This is a genomic window from Microbacterium sp. ZW CA_36 (assembly GCF_044987475.1).
Taxonomy (GTDB): Bacteria; Actinomycetota; Actinomycetes; order Actinomycetales; family Microbacteriaceae; genus Microbacterium.
On sequence record NZ_JBJDRL010000019.1, the window covers coordinates 30899 to 49675 of the forward strand.

The 18777-nt window shown below is 68.5% G+C and carries 17 protein-coding genes and 1 tRNA gene; 10 read left to right on the forward strand and 8 right to left on the reverse strand.

Annotated elements, in window-relative coordinates; translation table 11 throughout:
* Positions 1-18: 18 nt before the first annotated feature.
* The gene (locus tag ACI3KX_RS10295) at positions 19-546 is read left to right on the forward strand and encodes a pyridoxamine 5'-phosphate oxidase family protein (protein ID WP_404909638.1); all 528 of its coding nucleotides are present in this window, start codon (positions 19-21) and stop codon (positions 544-546) included.
* A gap of 169 nt (positions 547-715) precedes the next feature.
* Here the strand turns inward: ACI3KX_RS10295 and ACI3KX_RS10300 are convergent, their stop codons facing one another.
* Together ACI3KX_RS10300 and ACI3KX_RS10305 are read right to left on the reverse strand one after the other, a co-directional pair.
* Positions 716-919: a hypothetical protein gene (locus tag ACI3KX_RS10300; RefSeq protein ID WP_349428313.1), complete on the reverse strand. Its 204-nt coding sequence runs from the start codon at positions 917-919 to the stop codon at positions 716-718.
* Complete coding sequence (locus ACI3KX_RS10305; RefSeq protein WP_404909639.1) at positions 916-2031, reverse strand: hypothetical protein; 1116 nt, start codon at positions 2029-2031, stop codon at positions 916-918. Before ACI3KX_RS10305 ends, ACI3KX_RS10300 begins: the two co-directional genes overlap by 4 nt.
* 262 nt (positions 2032-2293) lie before the next feature.
* Here ACI3KX_RS10305 and ACI3KX_RS10310 point away from each other — a divergent pair, with 262 nt between their 5' ends.
* The gene (locus tag ACI3KX_RS10310) at positions 2294-3013 is read left to right on the forward strand and encodes a glycosyl hydrolase family 65 protein (RefSeq protein WP_404909640.1); all 720 of its coding nucleotides are present in this window, start codon (positions 2294-2296) and stop codon (positions 3011-3013) included.
* 30 nt (positions 3014-3043) lie between these two features.
* A complete protein-coding gene (locus ACI3KX_RS10315) occupies positions 3044-4303 on the forward strand; it encodes a wax ester/triacylglycerol synthase domain-containing protein (protein ID WP_404909641.1) in 1260 nt (419 codons plus the stop codon).
* A gap of 84 nt (positions 4304-4387) precedes the next feature.
* Here ACI3KX_RS10315 and ACI3KX_RS10320 read toward each other — a convergent pair whose 3' ends face one another.
* Positions 4388-4792, reverse strand: coding sequence for a TM2 domain-containing protein (locus tag ACI3KX_RS10320; protein ID WP_349428308.1), 405 nt, complete (start codon positions 4790-4792; stop codon positions 4388-4390).
* 146 nt (positions 4793-4938) lie between these two features.
* On the opposite strand from ACI3KX_RS10320, the gene ACI3KX_RS10325 reads away from it, so the two are divergent.
* On the forward strand, positions 4939-6618 hold the full coding sequence (locus ACI3KX_RS10325; RefSeq protein ID WP_404909642.1) for an ABC1 kinase family protein: 1680 nt from the start codon (positions 4939-4941) through the stop codon (positions 6616-6618).
* On the opposite strand, the gene ACI3KX_RS10330 is transcribed toward ACI3KX_RS10325, so the two are convergent.
* Together ACI3KX_RS10330 and ACI3KX_RS10335 are read right to left on the reverse strand one after the other, a co-directional pair.
* On the reverse strand, positions 6612-8507 hold the full coding sequence (locus tag ACI3KX_RS10330; protein ID WP_404909643.1) for a heavy metal translocating P-type ATPase: 1896 nt from the start codon (positions 8505-8507) through the stop codon (positions 6612-6614). The genes ACI3KX_RS10325 and ACI3KX_RS10330 overlap by 7 nt on opposite strands.
* Positions 8508-8597: 90 nt before the next feature.
* Positions 8598-9494: a hypothetical protein gene (locus ACI3KX_RS10335; RefSeq protein ID WP_404909644.1), complete on the reverse strand. Its 897-nt coding sequence runs from the start codon at positions 9492-9494 to the stop codon at positions 8598-8600.
* A gap of 179 nt (positions 9495-9673) precedes the next feature.
* On the opposite strand from ACI3KX_RS10335, the gene arsA reads away from it, so the two are divergent.
* From arsA to ACI3KX_RS10365, 6 genes are all read left to right on the forward strand, one after another.
* Entirely contained in the window at positions 9674-11440 is a 1767-nt protein-coding gene (arsA, locus tag ACI3KX_RS10340; protein WP_404909645.1) for an arsenical pump-driving ATPase, read from the forward strand.
* Positions 11441-11621: 181 nt separating this feature from the next.
* On the forward strand, positions 11622-12629 hold the full coding sequence (locus ACI3KX_RS10345) for a glycosyltransferase family 4 protein (protein ID WP_404909646.1): 1008 nt from the start codon (positions 11622-11624) through the stop codon (positions 12627-12629).
* 152 nt (positions 12630-12781) lie between these two features.
* On the forward strand, positions 12782-13915 hold the full coding sequence (locus ACI3KX_RS10350) for a glycosyltransferase (protein ID WP_404909647.1): 1134 nt from the start codon (positions 12782-12784) through the stop codon (positions 13913-13915).
* Positions 13912-14958: a glycosyltransferase gene (locus tag ACI3KX_RS10355; protein ID WP_404909648.1), complete on the forward strand. Its 1047-nt coding sequence runs from the start codon at positions 13912-13914 to the stop codon at positions 14956-14958. Before ACI3KX_RS10350 ends, ACI3KX_RS10355 begins: the two co-directional genes overlap by 4 nt.
* Positions 14955-16412, forward strand: a complete 1458-nt coding sequence (locus ACI3KX_RS10360; RefSeq protein WP_404909649.1) for a glycosylase — start codon at positions 14955-14957, stop codon at positions 16410-16412. The genes ACI3KX_RS10355 and ACI3KX_RS10360 overlap by 4 nt, the downstream gene beginning before the upstream one ends.
* A gap of 65 nt (positions 16413-16477) precedes the next feature.
* Entirely contained in the window at positions 16478-16648 is a 171-nt protein-coding gene (locus ACI3KX_RS10365) for a hypothetical protein (RefSeq protein ID WP_363353798.1), read from the forward strand.
* Positions 16649-16682: 34 nt separating this feature from the next.
* On the opposite strand, the gene ACI3KX_RS10370 is transcribed toward ACI3KX_RS10365, so the two are convergent.
* The 3 genes from ACI3KX_RS10370 to ACI3KX_RS10380 form a co-directional block, all read right to left on the reverse strand.
* Positions 16683-17444 (reverse strand): ABC transporter permease, encoded by a 762-nt coding sequence (locus tag ACI3KX_RS10370; RefSeq protein WP_404909650.1) that lies wholly within the window; start codon positions 17442-17444, stop codon positions 16683-16685.
* Positions 17441-18382, reverse strand: coding sequence for an ATP-binding cassette domain-containing protein (locus ACI3KX_RS10375; protein ID WP_404909651.1), 942 nt, complete (start codon positions 18380-18382; stop codon positions 17441-17443). Before ACI3KX_RS10375 ends, ACI3KX_RS10370 begins: the two co-directional genes overlap by 4 nt.
* 293 nt (positions 18383-18675) lie before the next feature.
* Positions 18676-18760: transfer RNA gene (locus ACI3KX_RS10380), tRNA-Ser, on the reverse strand.
* Positions 18761-18777 lie beyond the last annotated feature (17 nt).

The following is an 18777-nucleotide window of genomic DNA, read 5'->3' on the forward strand; positions in this document are numbered from 1 at the left end:
AAGACGAAAGGAGACCTCATGGGACGCACAGCGGCAGGCAGCGCGCTCCTGCGGACATCCGAATGCTGGGATCTTCTCGAGACCGCGGCGGTCGGCCGTCTCGCGGTCACCGGGAGCGACGGCATGCCCGACATCTTCCCGGTCAACTTCGTGCCGTTCGAGGGCGCGGTCTACATCCGTACGGCGCCCGACGTGAAGGTCGTTTCGATCACCGCACACCCCTTCGCAGCCTTCGAGGTCGATGGCGAGAGCGACGAAGGCTGGTGGAGTGTCGTGGTGAGAGGAGCGGCCGCTCTGGTGCGGGACGAAGTCGAGATCGAACGCAGCGGTGTCGGACGGCTGATGACGCAGAGCCCCCGGCACAAGCAGCATGTTCTCAAGGTCACTGCGACGACTGTCAGTGGGCGCCGATTCGCGCATCGCGACGCGATCGCGCCGACCGCCCCCCGGCCCGTTGCTCGAGTTGCGGACGAGGAGCCGGAACCGCCGGAGCCGCCGCGGAGTGACCGTCCCGATCTGATCCCCTCGCATCCTCCGCGGACGTGAGCAGCGCCGGTGGGCCGATCCGCGAACGCCTGGCTCTCCCGCGGTCGCACCACGACCGGAACGATTAGTCGACGGGAACCGTCTCGAGCTGCTCCGGCCCCTGGCCGGAGTGCCTGATGGCCGAGGTGTCCTTGACGTCTACGTCGAGGTGGCCTGACGTCGACGCGGCTCAGGCCCCCAGGAGATCCAGCGCGTGATAGGTCGCGTACGCGGGCCACACCATCGCCTGCAGTATGCCGAGCACGACGCCCCAGAACGAACCGTCGGAACGTGAGACGAAGTAGACGGCAGCCCCGATGAAGGCGAGCAGAAAGAACACCGCCGACGGCCCCGTCTGTTGCACGACCTGAGTGCTACGGCGGCTTTCGGTCATTGTTGCCTCTCCTCGATGGGATCAGATCCCGCGGGAACCTCGCGGCTCGTCGCTGGTGCTCGCCGCCATGGCCGTTGACGATGAAGTTCGAGCAGCTGGGCGCCCAATCCGAAGAACACCATCGCGAGCCAGACCACGATGTTCAGCCACGGGATCTGCAGCGCGACGATGAGGATCACGCCACCGACGAGCGACATGACCACAGGATGCTGCCTGTCGCGGAACACAAGGCGCCCGACGTAGTACGCGCTGTAGACGAAGGTCGACAGAACCATCACCGTCCACACCAGCGCGCCGGCCAGCGCCAGCGGGGCGCCGATGATCGTGAAGGTCAAGAACAGCAGCGCGACGGGCACGGCGATGGCCGAGACGAACCCCACGAGCAGGGCCTTCCATGGCGATGGCCACAGATGGTCGGTGACGCGATGCAGCCAGCGTGGGAAGAGCAGACCGGCGAACAGTGTGATGAGGCTGAGCGCGACGAGCGCGTAGAACACTCCGAGGAACCAGCCGACGAAGACCGCCCAGGGGGAGACTTCGACCCGGGGTGTTTGCGGAGGTTCGACGCGTGTCACGGTCCCGTCCACCGCGCCTTCTGCGATCTCCGCGTCATCGCCACTCACATACGTCAGGCTTCCGTCGACCGATCCGTCGATGACGAGACTGCCGACGCTGACCACGACATCGCCGCCGACGTCACCGGCGATGCCGATGCTTCCCGCAGCGGCGACCACGTCGGCGCCGAACGATCCGGTGTCGCCCAGCGTGAAGTTCGCGGCGAAGACCGTCCCGCTTCGAGAGACCTCGCCCGTGATCGAGACATCCTGGCCGGCCAGGCGCACATCTCCCTCCACCGTGCCGGTGATCGTGATGGTCTGCGCCGCAGCGATCACGTCGCCGGTCACATCGCCGCTGACGGTGACAGTCTGGCCCGAGGCGTACACGTCGCCTTCGATCGCTCCGGAGACATCGATCACCACGCCGGAGTAGAACTGAGGGCCTTCGCGATCGTCCCCGGTCGCTGCCGCGACAGCGTCGGAATGCGGTGAGGGACTGCCGGTGACGGCCGCGCCGCCGGTGCCGAGCATGAGGACGCCGGCTGTGAGGACCACGGTGAGGAGTCGGCGTACGTGCGGTCGGCCGATCATCGGGATGCCTCTATCGAATCGACCCACAGCTGCATGAACATGACTCCACGGTGCGTGGTCGGCGGGGCGGCCCGGTAGTGCCGAAGGTCCCGCGCCTCGTCTGGTCAGCTCAGCACGCGAACTCGTACCGCCGGCCGTGCAGGCAACCGGCCGCGGTGGCGCTGCCCGCTATCCGGCAGGGTCGTTGGTCCCACCGGGCGCGGGCCGAGCCGCGTACGGTGGGGCCATGGCAGGGTCTGGCCGCCACGGTGAACGCTCCTGCGGCATCCGACAGCCCGACGAGCTTGCGGATGTCGACACCTGGGTGGTCGCCTTCGAGGAGTACGAGCCGGCGCAGGAGGGGCGGCGCGAGTCGCTCTGCACGCTCGCCAATGGCTACTGGGGCACGCGGGGGGCATCGGAGGAGTCGGTCGCGGACGACGTGCACTATCCCGGCACCTACTTCGCCGGTGTCTACGACGAGGTCGACGGGATCGTCGATGGAGTGGAGATGCCCGGCGAAGAGGTGGTGAATGCGCCGAACTGGCTGCGTCTGCAGTTCCGTCTCGCGGACGACGGCTGGTTCGACATCGACTCCTTCGCGGATGCGGATCTGCTCGAGTTCCGTCAGGAGCTCGACGTTCGCCACGGCATCCTGACCCGGAACATCACCGTGCGCGACCGCGAGGGCAGGGTGACGACGATTCGTCTCTGGTTCCATCCCCTGCTGCCCGTCGAGATCAATGCGGTGAGTTTTCATCTCACGTACCGGGATCTGGCGCTCAGCGTGACCGTCACGCAGGCCGAGCTGCACATCGTCTCCGTGGAGGGGCACGCGGCACCCGTCCGAATCGTCGTCGAGGGGACGGAGTTCGAGATCGGCCCCGGCGAGGAAAGGATATTCCCCCTTCTCCGCGCGGACGCCGGACCGTCTGCCGCTCGAGATCGAAGGGACCTTCGTCCCTGATCTCGTGGCCCCGGCGACGAACATCGGGGTATGGTCACCCGAGCACGGCTTGCCGCGGTGGACGAGGCGAACTTCACGTTGGACCACGCCGGGCAGGTCAACGTGTTCCTGGTCGCCGGACTTGTGCGCCCCGGAGGGTTCGTGGGGGCCGACGGGCTGCCCGACATGCCGATGTTGCGCCGAGGGCTGAGTGAACGCATCGAGACGCTTCCGCAGCTTTGCCGCGTCGCTGTGCCGGTGGGTCGTCGGCATGCCTGGGCGGAACTCGCGCCCGACCTCGAACACCACGTTCGCGCGATTCCGGCTGTGCGCGGGGTCGGCGGACTCGAGCAGGTCTGCGCCGGCCTGATGTGTGTGCCGCTGCCGCGGGACCGGCCGCTGTGGGAACTCCTCGTCGTGCCGGGGGCGACGACGGACGGGCTCGGAATCGTGTTGCGCATCCATCACGCGATCGCGGACGGGATGTCGGCGGTCGCCATCGCCCGGACGCTCTTCCAGGAAGATGCGCAGCGCGCGCCCGCGCCCGTGCCGTCTGCGACCCGCCCGGCGGCGCCGGGCCCCAGTCTCGCCCAGAGATCGCAGCGGATGGCCGTGGGGCTTCAGCGGACTCTCGTGACCGTCATCAATCACGGCGTCGGGCAGACCGCGCTCCTCGGTCCGCGCAGCGCCCTTCACGGCGTCAGGTTCCTTGATGTCGGCCTCGGTTCGCTGACCTCGCATGTGCGTCCGCTCGGCGGCACCGTGAACGATGCTCTCCTCGACGCTGTAGCGGCGGGCTATCGGGCCGCGCTGACTGCACTGAGCGAACCGATTCCGAAGTCGCTCCCGGTCTCGGTCCCGGTTGCGCTGACGAGACACGAAGGTTCCGCGAATCAGGTGGGGGTGATGCTCGTGCGCCTGCCGCTCGACGAGACCGACGCCGACCATCGCCTGCGGCTCATCGCCGGGCAGACGCGTCGCGAGAAGCCCCGGGCCAGGGCGCAGGGCACGCTCGAGCTCATGCGTGGCCCGGTCGGCGCGCGCATCATGGACGTCATCGGCCGGCGACAGCGCCTCGTGGCCGGATTCGTCACCAACGTCCCCGGTCCCAGCGGAACCCTGCGCCTCTGCGGGGCTCCGGTCGCGGCGATCTGGCCGGTTGCAGTGCTGGCCGCGAACGTCAGATCAGGCGTCGCTGCGTTGTCGTACGAGGGCCGGCTGTGGTGCGGGATCCACGTCGACGCAGCGAGCATCCCTGGCTCCGCCTTCGCTGAAGGGATGGCGCAGGAACTCATCCGGCTGACCACGTAGGTGGCCGCAGGCGATCGATCATCGCCCCCATTGAAGGTGCGGACGACACACGCCACACGCGTGCGCGGAACGGTGCCTCGGCCGCTAGCCGCGCCACCAGGGCATCATCGGCCAGACTTGCTCAGGCACGTACATGAACACGCGAGAGATCGCGGCAGTGAGAATCCAGAGACCGAACCCGGCCGCCGTGATGATCCACGCGATCATCTTGTGCTGTTCGAAGTCGGGCAGCAGACGCCCATCCTTGTCGCGCTGCACGCCGGCCAGCGTGAGGATGAGATCGATGAGCCACCAGATGCCGAGGCCCCCGAGCGTCAGGAGCTTCAGAACCCCGGTGCCCACCTTGCCGAGATAGAAACGATCGACGCCGAGAAAGCCCAGCAGCCACGAGAACATCCATGTCGCGATGAACGATCGGTCGGACGCCATCGCCGTCTGAGGGGCGAGTGCTTCTCCGGCAGTTGCGGCCGGGGGTGAGGTGGTGGACATGTTGCCTCCTTGTTCGTCTCACTCTCCCGCGGTCGCGCCGAACGTCTTCGGGTCGAAGGTCCCACGCTCTGCGGCCGCACATGGCACCGAAGCGCTCCCACCTCGTGCCGGTCGATGCGACTTCATCGGCGCGTAGGGTCGGATCCATGAGCGGGGACCAGCAGGACACTCCCGAGCGGACTCACGTCGGTCGGTATCGCCAGATCGGCTCTGCACTGCGTCGTCACGGCCTCGGGGTCCTGTGGGGCCTTCTTGGACTCGATCGGGCCTTCCGGGGTGCGCGGGGCGGCGCCGGGAGCGCGCTGAGGGAGCTCACCGCGGAGGCGCCCATTCACCTCCGGGCCGCGCTCGAAGAGCTGGGCCCGACTTTCATCAAGCTCGGACAGCTCCTCTCCACGAGATCGGATCTGCTTCCGCCCGCCTTCGTCACCGAACTCGCAAAGCTGCAGGATGCCGCACCGCCTATACCGGTGGATCTGATCCGCGAGGTGATCAGCAGTGAGCTGGGCGCCCCGCCTGAGCAGGTCTTCGCGTCATTCGAGGACCAGCCACTGGCATCGGCGTCGATCGGCCAAGCGCATGCGGCGACCCTTGCGGACGGAACGCCGGTGGTCGTGAAGGTCCGTAGACCAGACGCGGTCTCGCTCGTGCAGACCGATCTGGAGATACTGCAGAACCTCGCGTCCCGGGCCACCCGAACATGGCAGTTCGCTCGCGACGTCGATGTCGTCGCGATGGTCGACGAATTCGTCGCGACCATCCGTGCGGAGCTCGACTACCTCGAGGAGGGCCGGAACGCCGAGCGATTCGCTCGCGACTTCAAGGAGGACCCCTCCGTCATCATCCCGCGCGTCTACTGGGAGCACACCACATCGCGAGTCCTCACTCTCGAGCGGATGGAGGGGATGAATGTCGCCGATGTCGGCGCCCTCGATGACGCCCACGTCGACCGCAACCTCGTCGCCCGGCGGGGCGCGGACATCGTCCTGAAGATGATCTTCGAGGATCGGTTCTTTCACGCGGACCTGCATCCCGGGAACCTCTTCATCCATCCTGACGGCGCGATCGCGCTCATCGACTTCGGCATGGTCGGGGTGATCGGCGAGGAGCTGCGAGGACACCTGAGCCGCCTCTTCATCGCGATGGTCCGCGGTGACGCCGAGCTCCTCGCATCAGCCCTGATCGACGTCTCGGTGACCGGGGCGTCCGTCGACCGGTTGACGCTGCGCGATGATCTGCGTCCGTTCGTCGCCCGGTACCAGCTGCGCTCTGTCCGGCAGACCCCGTTCGCCCCGATGATGGCGGACCTGTTCACCCTTCTCCGCACCAACCGCGTTCGGCTGCCCCGCGAGATGATGCTGCTCTTCAAGGCGCTGCTGCTCATCGAAGCGCTCGCCATGCGGCTCGACCCCGACTTCCGCCTCGGCGAAGCGCTCGGGCCCTACGCCGAACACCTCTCCTGGGAGCGGCTGCGAGCCTCCGCCATCGCCAAGCGCCTCGCGAGGGCTTCGATCGACGTCGGCGAGCTCGCACTCGACCTCCCGAGCATCCTCCGCCGGCTCGTGGATGCCGCAGACACCACCGGTATCCAGGTGCACCTGCGCGCGGCCGAACTCGAGCCGCTTGTCGGGCGGGCGGAGAGGATCGGGAACCGGCTCGTCGCCGGCATGATCGGCGCCGCCCTGATCAGCGGCATCGGCGGGCTGGTGTCGTCCGACCGGCGATGGGGCTCCTGGCGCGGCACGATGGTCGGTGCCGGGCTGGGGGCGATCGGGGCACTCGGTGCCTACCTCTCCTGGACGGCCAGGCATCGGCGCTTTCACTGACCCGGCGTCCCGGGTGCCGCCGCGACGCCTGCGGGGACCTCGCTCACAGGCCCGCGCAAGGCGCGCAGTGCGTACAGGATGGTCGCCAGGTCGACGAGTTCTTGGATGAGCGCCCCCGCCACGGCGGGGATGACACCGGTCATCGCGACGATCATGAGGCCGATGCTCAGCCCGATTCCGATCCAGATCGCGGTGAGCGCGACCCGCAGCGTGTGCCGGGCGATCGAGATGGCGTCGACGACCTTCGCGACCGAGTCGACGAGGATCACCACGTCTGCGGCATCCCCCGCCGCGGTCGCGCCTTTCGCCCCCATGGCGATGCCGATGTCGGCGGCTGCCAGCACCGGCGCGTCGTTCACTCCATCGCCCACCATCATCACCGGACCGGGGCTCAGCTCCGCCGCCAGACGCACCTTCTCGCCCGGAAGCAGTTCCGCGTGGATCTCGTCGATGCCGACCGCCTCCCCGATCGACTGGGCTGTGCTGTGGGCGTCCCCGGTGAGAATCGTGATCCGCTCCACCCCGTTGCTTCGCAGCCATTGGATGACTGCCCGCGATTCGGGTCGGGGTTCGTCGGCGAGCACGATCGCTCCCGCGTACCGCCCGTCCACCGCGACGTAGGCCGCAGCCTGCCCTGGGGCCAGCACGGTCCGGTGCGTGTCCGGGGCGATCGATGAGACATAGGCGGGCTTGCCGACGACGATGGTCCGTCCGTGCATGCGGGCGGTCACACCGTTCGTCGCGACTTCGCTCGCGTCCTCGGCCGCGACGAGGTCGAGCCCCCGCTCGGCGGCGGCTTGGCGGATGCCGTCGGCGAGCACGTGAGTCGAATACTGCTCGGCAGATGCTGACAACCGCAGGAGTTCGTCAGCGGTGAAGCCATCGACGGCGCGCACCGCTGCCAGCGTCGGCTTGCCCCGTGTGAGGGTGCCGGTCTTGTCGAAGGCCGCCGACCGCACCCTGGCCAGTTGCTCGATCACCGCGCCGCCCTTCATGATCACACCGGCCTTGGCCGAGCGTGACAGACCGCCGAGGAACGCCACGGGCGCCGCGATGAGGAGAGGGCACGGTGTCGCCAGCACGAGCACCTCGGCGAACCGGGTCGGATCGCCCGAGAGCGCCCACGCCGTCGCGGCCAGCACGAGCGAGACGGCGGTGAAGGGGATCGCGAACCGATCGGCGAGCCGCACCACCGGCGCGCGAGACTCCTGCGCGCTGCGCACGAGTGCGACGATCTGCTGATACTGGCTGTCGGCACTGCCACGCGCGGCGCGGATGCGGACGATCCGGGTGCCGTTGATGGCGCCGGAGAGGACCTCGTCGCCGGCCGTCTTGCTGACCGGCAGGCTCTCACCGGTCAGTGAGGACTCATCGAAGGCGCCGTCTCCGGACAGCAGCACCCCGTCCACCGGAACGATCTCTGCCGGCCGCACGAGCAGGATGTCGCCGACGGCGACGTCGTCGACGGCGGCATCCACCACTTCGCCCTGCCGTAGGCTCGCATCGGCGGCGCGTTCGACGATGTGTGCGATCCGTGGCGAGCGATCCAGCAGCGCCGTCAGGTCGCGCTTGGCTCGCCGCTGCGCGAAGTCCTCCAGCGCCTCGCCCCCCGACAGCATCAGGACGATGATGAGCGATGCGATGTACTCGTCGACCGCCAAGGTCGCGACCATCGCCACCACCGCCAGGATGTCGAGCCCGACGTGGCCCTTCAGCACGTCGCGGACCATGCCGACGAGGGTCCAGATGACCACCGCGCCGACCCAGGCCACGGCGGTCCAGCGGGCGAGCTGGGCTTCGCCTGCCGCCTCGAGCGCGAGGACGCTTCCCAGCACGATGATGGTCACCGTGATGACCGGATAGGTCCACATCGATCGAAGGAACCGCATACGGGTCAGCCTCTCAGACCGCGGAGGCGGTATTCGAGCCGGCCGTGGGACTCGGCTCGCCGCGGGCGGATCATGCTCACCGGTCAGGACTCAACGCAGTGATCCGGGCCGGCTGACCGACCGTTCGGCGTCATCGACCGACGCCGGGTCCTCGCGGGGCGCCCGAGATGTGGCGAACCACAGGATCGCTGCCGGCAGGACCGGTGCGACCAGCGCGTAGAGAAGGCCCGCGCTTCCGAAGACCAGCGCCTGGTAGCCGAGGATGGCAACGGCTCCGAAGGCGTAGGAGATCAGTGCCGCGGCAGCCCGCCCACGCGACCCGTTCGCGGACGCGAAGAAGGCGATGACCCCGTTAGCGACGAACGGTGCGACGAACACCCCTTGCACCGCCGGCGACAGGTTCTCCGCCGACCCCACCGCGGCACCCGAGGCGAGCGCGAAGATCACCGAGACGACCGCATAGCCGATGAACGACAGGCAGGTCACGACGAGGGCACGGACGACCCGATCCAAGACGGGAGGCAGGGCCGCCATGACCCCGTCGGGATGCCGCGCGATCAGACCGGTGAGGGCGCTGAACAGCAACGTCTGCACCAGCATCTCCGGCATGCCGATGAGGTGATACCACCACGGCAGCTGGCTGTACACCGCCCCCTCCAGCGAGCCCGGTGCCGCTGCGGGTGTGGACAGGATTCCGACCCCGATGAAGAGCAGCCACAGCCACAGCCACCCGAGTCGTGCCACCAGGACCGAGCGGAATGGCAGGAGCACCGCTGCGATGATGAGTCCGCGCACCACCTGAAGGAGAGGACCGACGATCACCGCGACCGAACCGAACGGGCGCATGAAGTCACGGATGATCGGCTGGGCGAACAGCTCCTCGTAGTTGAAGACCGTCGCCGCGACCAGCCCGACAGCGAAGTAGGTGACGACGTGCGCGAGCGTGACACGCACGAGGAAGCCGGCGACAGGTCGCGACGTGAGCATGTCGACAGAGTGGACCCGTCGATCGCGACCCGGCTGGGCCGAAGGTCCCGCCCGGGCGATCGTTCCGGACTCTTCGAACCGCCGCGGGGCAGGAGCGGCGCCGGCCAGACCGGCGCGTCGGCCGTGCGGGACCTTGGACCCGGCTCGTTCGTTGGGCGCGAGGAAGATGGGTATCGATCATGAGATACGTCGAGAACGCGCCACGGTTCCTGTTCTTCACAGGCAAGGGCGGCGTGGGCAAGACTTCGGTCGCGTGCGCGACCGCCGTTGAGCTGGCGAGCCACGGGCGGCGGGTGTTGCTCGTCAGTACCGATCCTGCATCTAATCTCGGTCAGGTGTTCGGCATCACGATCGGCAATCTCGTCACGATGATCCCGTCGGTGCCCGGACTGGCGGGCTTGGAGATCGATCCGGAGCAAGCCGTCGAGGCCTACCGGGAGCGCATCATCGCACCGATTCGCGGGCTCCTGCCGGAGATGGAGATCGCAGGGATCACCGAGGGCCTTTCGGGCTCCTGCACGACCGAGATCGCTTCGTTCGATGAGTTCACCCGACTACTCACGGACGACTCCGAATACGGAGACTACGACCACGTCATCTTCGATACGGCGCCCACCGGCCACACGATCCGGCTGCTGCAACTGCCCGGCTCATGGACCGAGTTCCTCTCCACGGGCGGCGACGCCTCATGCCTCGGACCTCTCGCCGGCCTCGAGAGGCAGCGCGCGACATATGCGGCCGCTGTCGCGACGCTCACCGACCCGGCCCGCACCCGACTGGTTCTGGTCGCCCGCCCTCAGCAGTCCGCGCTGACGGAGATCGAGCGCACGTTCTCCGAGCTGACGGCGATCGGCATGACCGACGCCTTCGTCGTGATCAACGGCGTTCTTCCTGATCGAGCGGGCGACGAGCCGATCGCGTCGGCGGTTCGCGCGCGCGAGGCGGCGGCGTTGTCGGCCGTGCCAGCCACGATCGCCGATCTGCCGCGCGATGTCCTGGAGTTGAAGGCGGGCAACGTCGTCGGTCTCGACGCGCTCCGCGCGTTCTTCGGACCGGATCGTGCAGATGCGCCGGCCGCCGATGGGGCGGCGGTCCCCGACCTGCCGGATGCCCCCTTGGCGGCGCTCGTGGACGAGATCGAGCGCGACAGTCGTTGCCTCGTGATGTGCATGGGGAAGGGCGGCGTCGGCAAGACGACTATCGCCGCGGCCCTGGCGCTCGCGCTGGCCCAGCGTGGCCATGAGGTGCTTCTGACCACCACCGATCCGGCCGCCCACCTCACCGAGACGGTCGGCGAGGCGGTCGAGGGCCTCACGGTGACGCGGATAGACCCTGTCGACGCTCTCGAGCAGTACCGAACACGCGTGATGGCGACGAAGGGAAGAGATCTGGACAAGCTGGGGCGCGCCGCCCTCGCCGAGGATCTCATGTCGCCGTGCACAGCGGAGGTGGCGGTCTTCCAGCAGTTCTCCCGCGCGGTGCACGACTCGCGACGCCGGTTCGTCGTGATGGACACCGCGCCGACGGGGCACACACTCCTGCTGCTGGACGCGACCGGCTCGTACCATCGCGAGATCGCGCGGCAGATGGGGCCGGCCCACCTGACCTACTCGACACCGCTGATGCGCCTCCAGGATCCGGCGCAGACCAAGATCCTCGTCGTCACACTCGCCGAGCCGACCCCCGTTCTGGAAGCCGTCGGTCTGCGGGATGACCTCGAGCGGGCCGGCATCCATCCGTGGGCATGGGTCGTGAACAACTCGATCGCCGCGGCGCACCCGGAGTCGGCCTTTCTGCGCACGCGTGCCCGCCACGAGATTGCGCAGATCGCGCACGTGCGCGCGCTGGCGGATCGGGTCGCGATCGTCCCGCTGCTCGCAGAGGAGCCGATCGGTGTCACGCGGCTGTCCGCACTGACCGGCGCCATCTCGCAGCCCGCCGCTTGAGGAGTCGCCTCTTGCTCGCGGTTCGTTGCGTCCGCTGGCTCCTGCCGACACGCGCACTCGGGGATTGACCGGCTCTGCGTCGCTTCGCCCGGTCGGCGCAGGCGTAACCTCCCCTCATGATCGAGGCAGAAGGCGGCATGAATCCGGCACACGCCACCGAGCGGTCACCGTGAAGGTGGCCATGCTGGGTCCGATCGCGTGGCGCACACCGCCGCGCCACTACGGACCGTGGGAGCGCGTCACCAGCCTCTTGACCGAGGGGCTGGTGCGCAGGGGCGTCGATGTCACGCTGTTCGCGACCGCCGACTCCGAGACGGCCGCGGCGCTCGAGTTCGTGGCACCGCACGGCTACGCCGAAGATCCGCAGATGGATGGCCGGGTGTGGGAGGCGCTGCATGTCGCCCGCGCGATGGAGCGGTCCGCCGAGTTCGACATCGTGCACAACCAGCTCGATTGGCTGCCGCTCGTGTTCGGTGCCCAGTGGGCGGCACCGATGGTGACGACGATCCACGGCTTCTCGGGTGACGCGATCCTGCCGGCCTACGAACGGTCGGCATCCGCCTTCGTCTCGATCTCGGATGCCGATCGCTCACCTGGCCTCGACTACGTCGCGACGGTCCACCACGGCATCGACATGGTCGAACTCGACAGCTCGGCGGCGACGGGCGACGACCTCGTCGTGTTCGGGCGCATACACCCCGACAAGGGCATCGCCGACGCGATCGAGATCGCCGCGCGCGCAGGACGTCGGCTTGTGATCTGCGGGATCGTCCAGGACGCCGCGTACTTCGCGCAGCGGATCGAACCCCACATCGACGGCGACAGAGTCGTATACCGCGGATCGGTGGGCCCGGCCGAGCGCGCAGACGTGCTGACATCGGCTGCGGTGCTGCTGCATCCCATCCACTTCGACGAGCCGTTCGGGCTGTCGGTCGTAGAGGCCATGGCGTGCGGCACTCCCGTCGTGGCGTACCGGCGCGGGTCGATGCCCGAGATCATCGACGAAGGCGTCACAGGCTTCGTCGTCGACGATGTCGCCGCGGCCGTCGACCGCGTCGCCAGCGCAGTGGCGCTCGATCGCGGCACCGTCCGCGCCAGGGCCCGCGAGCGGTTCGACGTCGAGCGCATGGTGGATGGCTACCTCGAGGTCTACGAGCTGGTCCTCGCCTCGCCCCGAAGCCGCACATGAGGGTGGTGTAGGGTGCGAATCAAAGCGCAGCCATGCTCACCGGTCGCGTAAACCGGACCGCGGCGACGCTGGCGCAGTTCCACGAGGGATGCCGTCGGCAGACGTCTCGAGTCCCCGGGGTCGACAGACGCCGGGCCGACAGAGATGGTCACATGACCCGCTTCGGTTTTCTCTCCACTTATCCGCCCACCCGCTGCGGTCTCGCCACGTTCACGGAGGCGCTTGCCGGTGCGCTCGCCGCAGGCGAGCCGCACACGCCCACGATCGTCCGGGTGCTCGACGTGATGGACAGCCATCGCGGCGCCGAAGAGACCGGCCGGATCCCGAGCACGGTGGAGCTGGTTGCACGCAACCGGGTCACCTTGCGGGCGGCCGTCCGTGCGCTCGACGAGTGCGACGTCGCGATCGTTCAGCACGAGTACGGGATCTACGGGGGCCCGGACGGCGACGAGATCATCCCGTTGCTCCGATCGCTGAACACGCCGGCGATCGTCGTCCTCCACACGGTGCTGTCCGAGCCGACCGCCCACCAGCGGGTCGTCCTCGACACGGTGTGCAAACTGGCCGCGAACGTCGTCGTGATGACCGACAACGCCAGCGAGATCCTGCTGCGCACGTACAGCGTCAAGAGATCGAAAGTCCGGGTCATCCCCCATGGCGTGCCCCTGTCACATGAAGCTCGCGTGACGAAGGATGGCGGGTCGAAGCGCGTCCTCACGTGGGGACTCATCTCGCCCGGCAAGGGGATCGAGTGGGGCATCCGCGCCTTGGCCCAGTTGCAGGATGCCGGCACGCCGGTGACGTATGTCATCGCTGGTCAGACCCATCCCAAGGTGGTCGCGCGCGACGGAGAGCGCTACCGCGAAGCACTGCAGCGGCTGATCGACGACCTCGATCTGGCCGACGTCGTCACACTCGATGACCGTTACCTCGACGACTCGCAGCTCGCCGAGCACGTGGCCCGGGCCGACGTCGTTCTGCTGCCCTACGACTCTCGCGACCAGGCGACGTCCGGTGTGCTGATCGAGGCGGTGGCCGCGGGGATCCCCGTCGTGGCGACAGGCTTCCCGCACGCCGTCGAGCTGCTGGGCAGGGGAGCGGGGCTGATCGCTCGGCATCAGGACCCGCAGTCGATGTCAGAGGCCATCCGGACGATCCTCGGGGCGGAGGCGACGGCGCAGCGGATGCACGACGCTGCGCTGCGCGACACGCAGGATGCCTCGTGGCCCGCGGTCGCCGAGCAGTACCGCGCACTGGCCGGCCGTATGGTGGCGATCGCGGCATGACCGGTCACGCAACCGACCAGAGCGCGTCGGGCGCGCCCACCTTCGCCCACCTCCTGGCAATGTCAGATGGGCACGGCCTCTTCGAGCACGCGCTCCTGGATATGCCCCGCCGCGATCACGGCTACTGCGTCGACGACGTCTCGCGCGCGCTCGTCGTTCTGCTGCGTGAGTCCGAGCGCACTGCGGAACTTGATCGGCTCGTCAGCACATGTCTCCGGTTCCTCGAGGCCGCTGTCGACGTCGACGGCCAGGTGCACAACCGCATGGCTGCCGGAGGCGAGTGGACGGACGATGCCGGGCTCGGCGATTGGTGGGGTCGCGCGCTGCGCGCCCTCGGCGCGGCATCCGTCGAACTCCCGACCGCATCGGATCGCTCGCGCGCCCGGATCGCGTTCCACCGCGCCGCGTCTTCGAGATCACCGCACGGGCGGGCGATGGCGTTCGCGACGCTGGGAGCGGCAGACGTGCTCGGCGCCGACCCCGACGACCTCTCCGCCCGCGCCTTGCTGCGGGACGGGGTTGCTTCGATCGCGGTCCCGTCCGACCCCCGCTGGCCCTGGCCCGAACCGCGCCTGCGCTACGCCAACGCGGCGCTCCCCGAGGCCCTTCTCGCCGGGGGTGCGGCTATGGACGATCCTCGGATCGTGGCTCGCGGACTCGCGATGCTGCGGTTCCTGGTGGATGTCGAGACACGTGACGGCCACCTGTCGGTGACGGGGGTCAGCGGCCGCAGCCCCGCTCAGCGGTCGGTTCAATTCGATCAGCAGCCCATCGAGGTGGCCGCCATCGCGGACGCGTGCGCCCGTGCTTTCGCCCTCACCGCGGATCCTTCGTGGCGCGACGGTGTCGCGGCGGCGTGGGCGTGGTTCACGGGCGACAACGACGCCCTCACACCCATGATCGATCTCGAGTCGGGAGCGGGCTTCGACGGACTGGAGGCAGGCGGGCGCAACGAGAACCAAGGGGCAGAGTCCACACTCGCGGCCCTCGGCACCTACCAGCAGGCTGCCCGCCTCGGAGTGTTGGAACGGGTGGCGCCGTGACCATTCGCGAGCATCCTGCGAGCCTCGATCACGATCCGACCCGTGTGGTGGCCAGATTCTTCCTCCCCGGCGAGGGACTGCGCTCGTCGCATTCGCGCGTTGCACAGATCATCGCCCGAGTGCTCGCGGGACCTGCCGCACTGACCGAGCGGATGGCGGCACACGTTGTCGGGGAGCTCTCGGCCAGGCATGCGGGTGTCGCCGATCTGCTGGCCGCGAATGCTCGAGCTGTCGCCAGCCGCATCGTGGGCCCCGCGGCTCTCACGGATACTCAGCGAGCGGTGCTGGGGGCGGCCTTCACGGCGGAGTATGCCGTCGAGGGGGCGGCCCTCTGCAACCCCAGCGCCGTCGAGCATCCCTCGCAGGACGGACTCGGTCCGAACGAGCTGCGGGTGGCCATCGCCTTGCGCTGCATCGGAGAAGGGCACGTCTCGTCCATCGGGTTCGCCGAAGCAGTGATCGACGCCGATGATGGCTGGACATTCGAGGAACGCGCGACGCCGCTGACGCTTCCCCTCGTGCGGGGTGCCGAGTGGTCTCGACAGCACTTCGGCCGCGCGCTCGAGCATGAAGGCCACCTCACCGATCTGGCCAGCGCGGTGCTCAGCAATCTCCCCGAGAGGTTCAGCGTGGCCGAGCTGGAGTACGCCCTCCTGGAGCTCCCGGACCAGCTCTCGACCCGTCCCGACAGCCGCTGGCCGACGCAGGCGATGCGCGACATGGCGGCGTCCGCATACCGGGCCGATTTCCCGCCCGACTCGCCCCTGAGTGGACGGATGCTTCTGCCCGTCGACGCCGAGGAGAACCACGGCATGGAAGACGCGCGGTTCGTCCACTTCACCGGTGCCGACGCGGTCACCGGCTATCGCGCGACCTACACCGCGTACGACGGCCACGACATCGCGCCTCGCCTGATCACATCGCCGGATCTCCGCGAGTTCACGATCCACCGCCTGACCGGCAGCGGCGCCCACAACAAGGGGATGGCGCTCTTTCCGCGGCTCGTCGGGGATCTTCACCTCGCCCTCAGCCGCACCGACGGCGAGAACATCTCCCTCGCGACGTCGATCGACGGCGTCATCTGGGACGACGCGGGCATCGTTCATCGCCCTACCGAACTGTGGGAGCTCGTTCAGCTCGGAAACTGCGGCGCGCCCATCGAGACGGAGAGCGGATGGCTGGTCCTCACGCACGGAGTCGGGCCATTGCGCACATATTCGCTTGGCGCGATCCTGCTCGATCTCGATGACCCGTCTCGCGTGGTGGGACGGTCACGCGAGCCACTTCTGCAGCCCGTGAGCATGCTGCGCGACGGCTACGTGCCGCGGGTCGTCTACTCGTGCGGCGCTATCGCACATCGGGGAACCCTGTGGATTCCGGTCGGCGTCGGCGATGACCGCATCCGCATCTTCTCGATCGGGATCGATGAAGTGATCGCCTCTCTCCATCCGTGAGCGTTTCGACGTCGCCGGACCACCGTGCCCCCCACACGCCTACTGGCGAGGAGTAATCTGAGGTCATGCTGACGGTGATCGTGATCCTCCTCGTGGTGTGGGCGATCCTCGCCGTCGTGGGGTTCGCTCTCGAGGGGCTGCTCTGGCTGGGGATCATCGGCGTCATCCTCTTCGTCGGCACTCTGATCTTCGGTTTCGTGCGGCGAGCGGCCGGTCGCCGGAACAGCGGCCCCTGACCCGACCGGAGTCGCAGGGTCGGGTGAGCCGCGTTCAGCGGTCGAGTTGCATCTGCGCCCACGTGAGAGCGGTCGCTGCGCCGAACACGATCGGGACGGTGACGACGCCCAGCAGCGAAGGCCACGGCACGGTGTCCGGGGCGATCGCCCAGAGCGCGGGGGCGATGAGCGGAACCCAGGCGCCCACGCCGAGCACGGCGCAGACCTGCGCCACGATCAGGAGCACGATGGTGGCGGCGATGCCGGCCAGGATGCTGCGTGCGACGCTTGCCACCCAGCCGGCCGGGACCGCGAGGCACGCGGTCAGAAGGGTGAGCAGCGGGATCCTGAGGAGTTGCAGCGTCCCATCGGGGTCGGTCGAGGGTAGACCGGCCGCGGTTCCGATCAGGCCGAGCATGGCGGTGAGCACCAACGCCATGACGGTCGCCCACCCGAGAAAGACGAGCAGCTTGCCGACCGCGAGGGACGAACGCGGAACGGGGAGGGCGAACAGACCGGCGACGGTGCCGTCGGCGAACTCGCGGCCATAGAGCCAGGCGATGAGGATGCCACAGGCGCCGAATCCTCCTGCGGCGAGGATCTGCGCCGCTGTGCCGACCAGCAATGTCCAGCCGTGTGTGTCTGCGAGCGGTCCGAGTCGGGCAAGCACTCGCTCGTCGCCAGCGGCTGCGGCCGCCAGCAACCCGCCTGTGAGCGCCGCGAGCCCGAGGATGAGGATCCCGGATGTCCATGGAACGACGCGCGAGGCGACGGCCTTGCGGGCTTCGACCGACACGGCTACCCCGAGGGCGTTCATTCCGGCCGCCGTGAGAGGTCATCGGCGTGGACCAGTGAGAAGAATGCCCGCTCGAGGTCGACCGTGGCGGGATCGAGTGCTCCGATGATGCGGCTGTCGTTCATGACGCTGATCCGGTCGGCGATGCGCGCCACCTCGTCGAGGTGGTGGCTGGAGACGACCACGCCGGCGCCGGACTGTGCGCGGCGGAGCAGCGCCCCGCGAAGCAGGATCACGCCGGCCGGGTCGAGCGCGTTGGTTGGCTCGTCGAGGATGATGAGTCGCGGGTCGTGCTGGAGAGCGGCCGCCAATCCGACTCGTTGGCGATTGCCCAGGGACAGCCGGCGTGCGCGAACGCGCCCGTACCGCGTCAGGTCGAGTTCAGCGATCACCGACTCCACCATCGCCGTGGCTTCGACCGGCGTCGCGCCGTGCAGCCGGGCCGACAGACGCAGATTGCTGCGCACGTCCAGCTCCCCGTAGGCGACCGCCTGTTCGACAAGGTGGCCGACCCCCGCCCACGCTCGCGGAGGCAGGTCGGCCAGCGCCATCCCGCCGACCCGGACCTCACCCTCATCGGGACGCAGCATGCCCAACCACTGCTCCTGGAGGGAGACGCGCATGCCTTGCGCCATCTCTCGGGCGAGGGTCAGAGCGTGGGCGGGGCCACGCAACCGTGTCATGCCGGCGCGCATCACTCGGTCCATCTCGGTCGCCATCGGCTCGAAGCCGACGTCGGCCGCAACCGTCTCACGGTACGGTTCCGGGGCGGCCAGCACCGCGGTGTGTCCGGCCGCGGTCAGGCGCTGAGCGAGGGCGGCGAACGGCTCGACGTCGCCACGGGTGCCGAAGGTGAGGATGAGTACGCGCATCAGCAAGTCCAATCGACGAAACGATCGCCGACCAGGCTTCCCGGCACTCCTACGGTCACCATACAACCCACTGCCTCGCAGCCGCATGAACCGCGGGCCACCGACCCATCGCACGATCCGTCGACCACATGGTCAGTCGTTCACGCCCTCGGAGGTCACGATCTTACTGAGGCGTTCGTCTTGGTTCCGATGGCGTCGAGCGCGGCGACAGCAGAGGCTTCTCGCGCCGGTCGTGAAACGAGGCAGTCACGTCGCAACCGGCGCATCAGCGGGGTCGAGATCGGCGGAATCACAAGCAGCGCGCGACCCAAGTGCACGATAACTGTGCCACGAGATTTCGAACGGGTCGCGATCCCTTGAAAACACTGGGATCGCAGGTGCGGAGGATGGGGGATTCGAACCCCCGAGGGCTTGCACCCAACACGCTTTCCAAGCGTGCGCCATAGGCCACTAGGCGAATCCTCCAGGAGGCCCCGGAGGGC

Excerpts from the sequence above, each read along its gene's own strand:
- ACI3KX_RS10315 (WP_404909641.1), top strand. The coding sequence starts at position 3,044 with ATGGTCACCCGAGCACGGCTTGCCGCGGTGGACGAGGCGAACTTCACG.
- ACI3KX_RS10350 (WP_404909647.1), top strand. The coding sequence starts at position 12,782 with ATGACCCGCTTCGGTTTTCTCTCCACTTATCCGCCCACCCGCTGCGGT.
- ACI3KX_RS10325 (WP_404909642.1), top strand. The coding sequence starts at position 4,939 with ATGAGCGGGGACCAGCAGGACACTCCCGAGCGGACTCACGTCGGTCGG.
- ACI3KX_RS10370 (WP_404909650.1), bottom strand. The coding sequence starts at position 17,444 with ATGAACGCCCTCGGGGTAGCCGTGTCGGTCGAAGCCCGCAAGGCCGTC.
- ACI3KX_RS10355 (WP_404909648.1), top strand. The coding sequence starts at position 13,912 with ATGACCGGTCACGCAACCGACCAGAGCGCGTCGGGCGCGCCCACCTTC.
- ACI3KX_RS10330 (WP_404909643.1), bottom strand. The coding sequence starts at position 8,507 with ATGCGGTTCCTTCGATCGATGTGGACCTATCCGGTCATCACGGTGACC.
- ACI3KX_RS10295 (WP_404909638.1), top strand. The coding sequence starts at position 19 with ATGGGACGCACAGCGGCAGGCAGCGCGCTCCTGCGGACATCCGAATGC.
- ACI3KX_RS10300 (WP_349428313.1), bottom strand. The coding sequence starts at position 919 with ATGACCGAAAGCCGCCGTAGCACTCAGGTCGTGCAACAGACGGGGCCG.
- ACI3KX_RS10335 (WP_404909644.1), bottom strand. The coding sequence starts at position 9,494 with ATGCTCACGTCGCGACCTGTCGCCGGCTTCCTCGTGCGTGTCACGCTC.
- arsA (WP_404909645.1), top strand. The coding sequence starts at position 9,674 with ATGAGATACGTCGAGAACGCGCCACGGTTCCTGTTCTTCACAGGCAAG.
- ACI3KX_RS10345 (WP_404909646.1), top strand. The coding sequence starts at position 11,622 with ATGCTGGGTCCGATCGCGTGGCGCACACCGCCGCGCCACTACGGACCG.
- ACI3KX_RS10310 (WP_404909640.1), top strand. The coding sequence starts at position 2,294 with ATGGCAGGGTCTGGCCGCCACGGTGAACGCTCCTGCGGCATCCGACAG.
- ACI3KX_RS10375 (WP_404909651.1), bottom strand. The coding sequence starts at position 18,382 with ATGCGGCTGCGAGGCAGTGGGTTGTATGGTGACCGTAGGAGTGCCGGG.
- ACI3KX_RS10365 (WP_363353798.1), top strand. The coding sequence starts at position 16,478 with ATGCTGACGGTGATCGTGATCCTCCTCGTGGTGTGGGCGATCCTCGCC.
- ACI3KX_RS10320 (WP_349428308.1), bottom strand. The coding sequence starts at position 4,792 with ATGTCCACCACCTCACCCCCGGCCGCAACTGCCGGAGAAGCACTCGCC.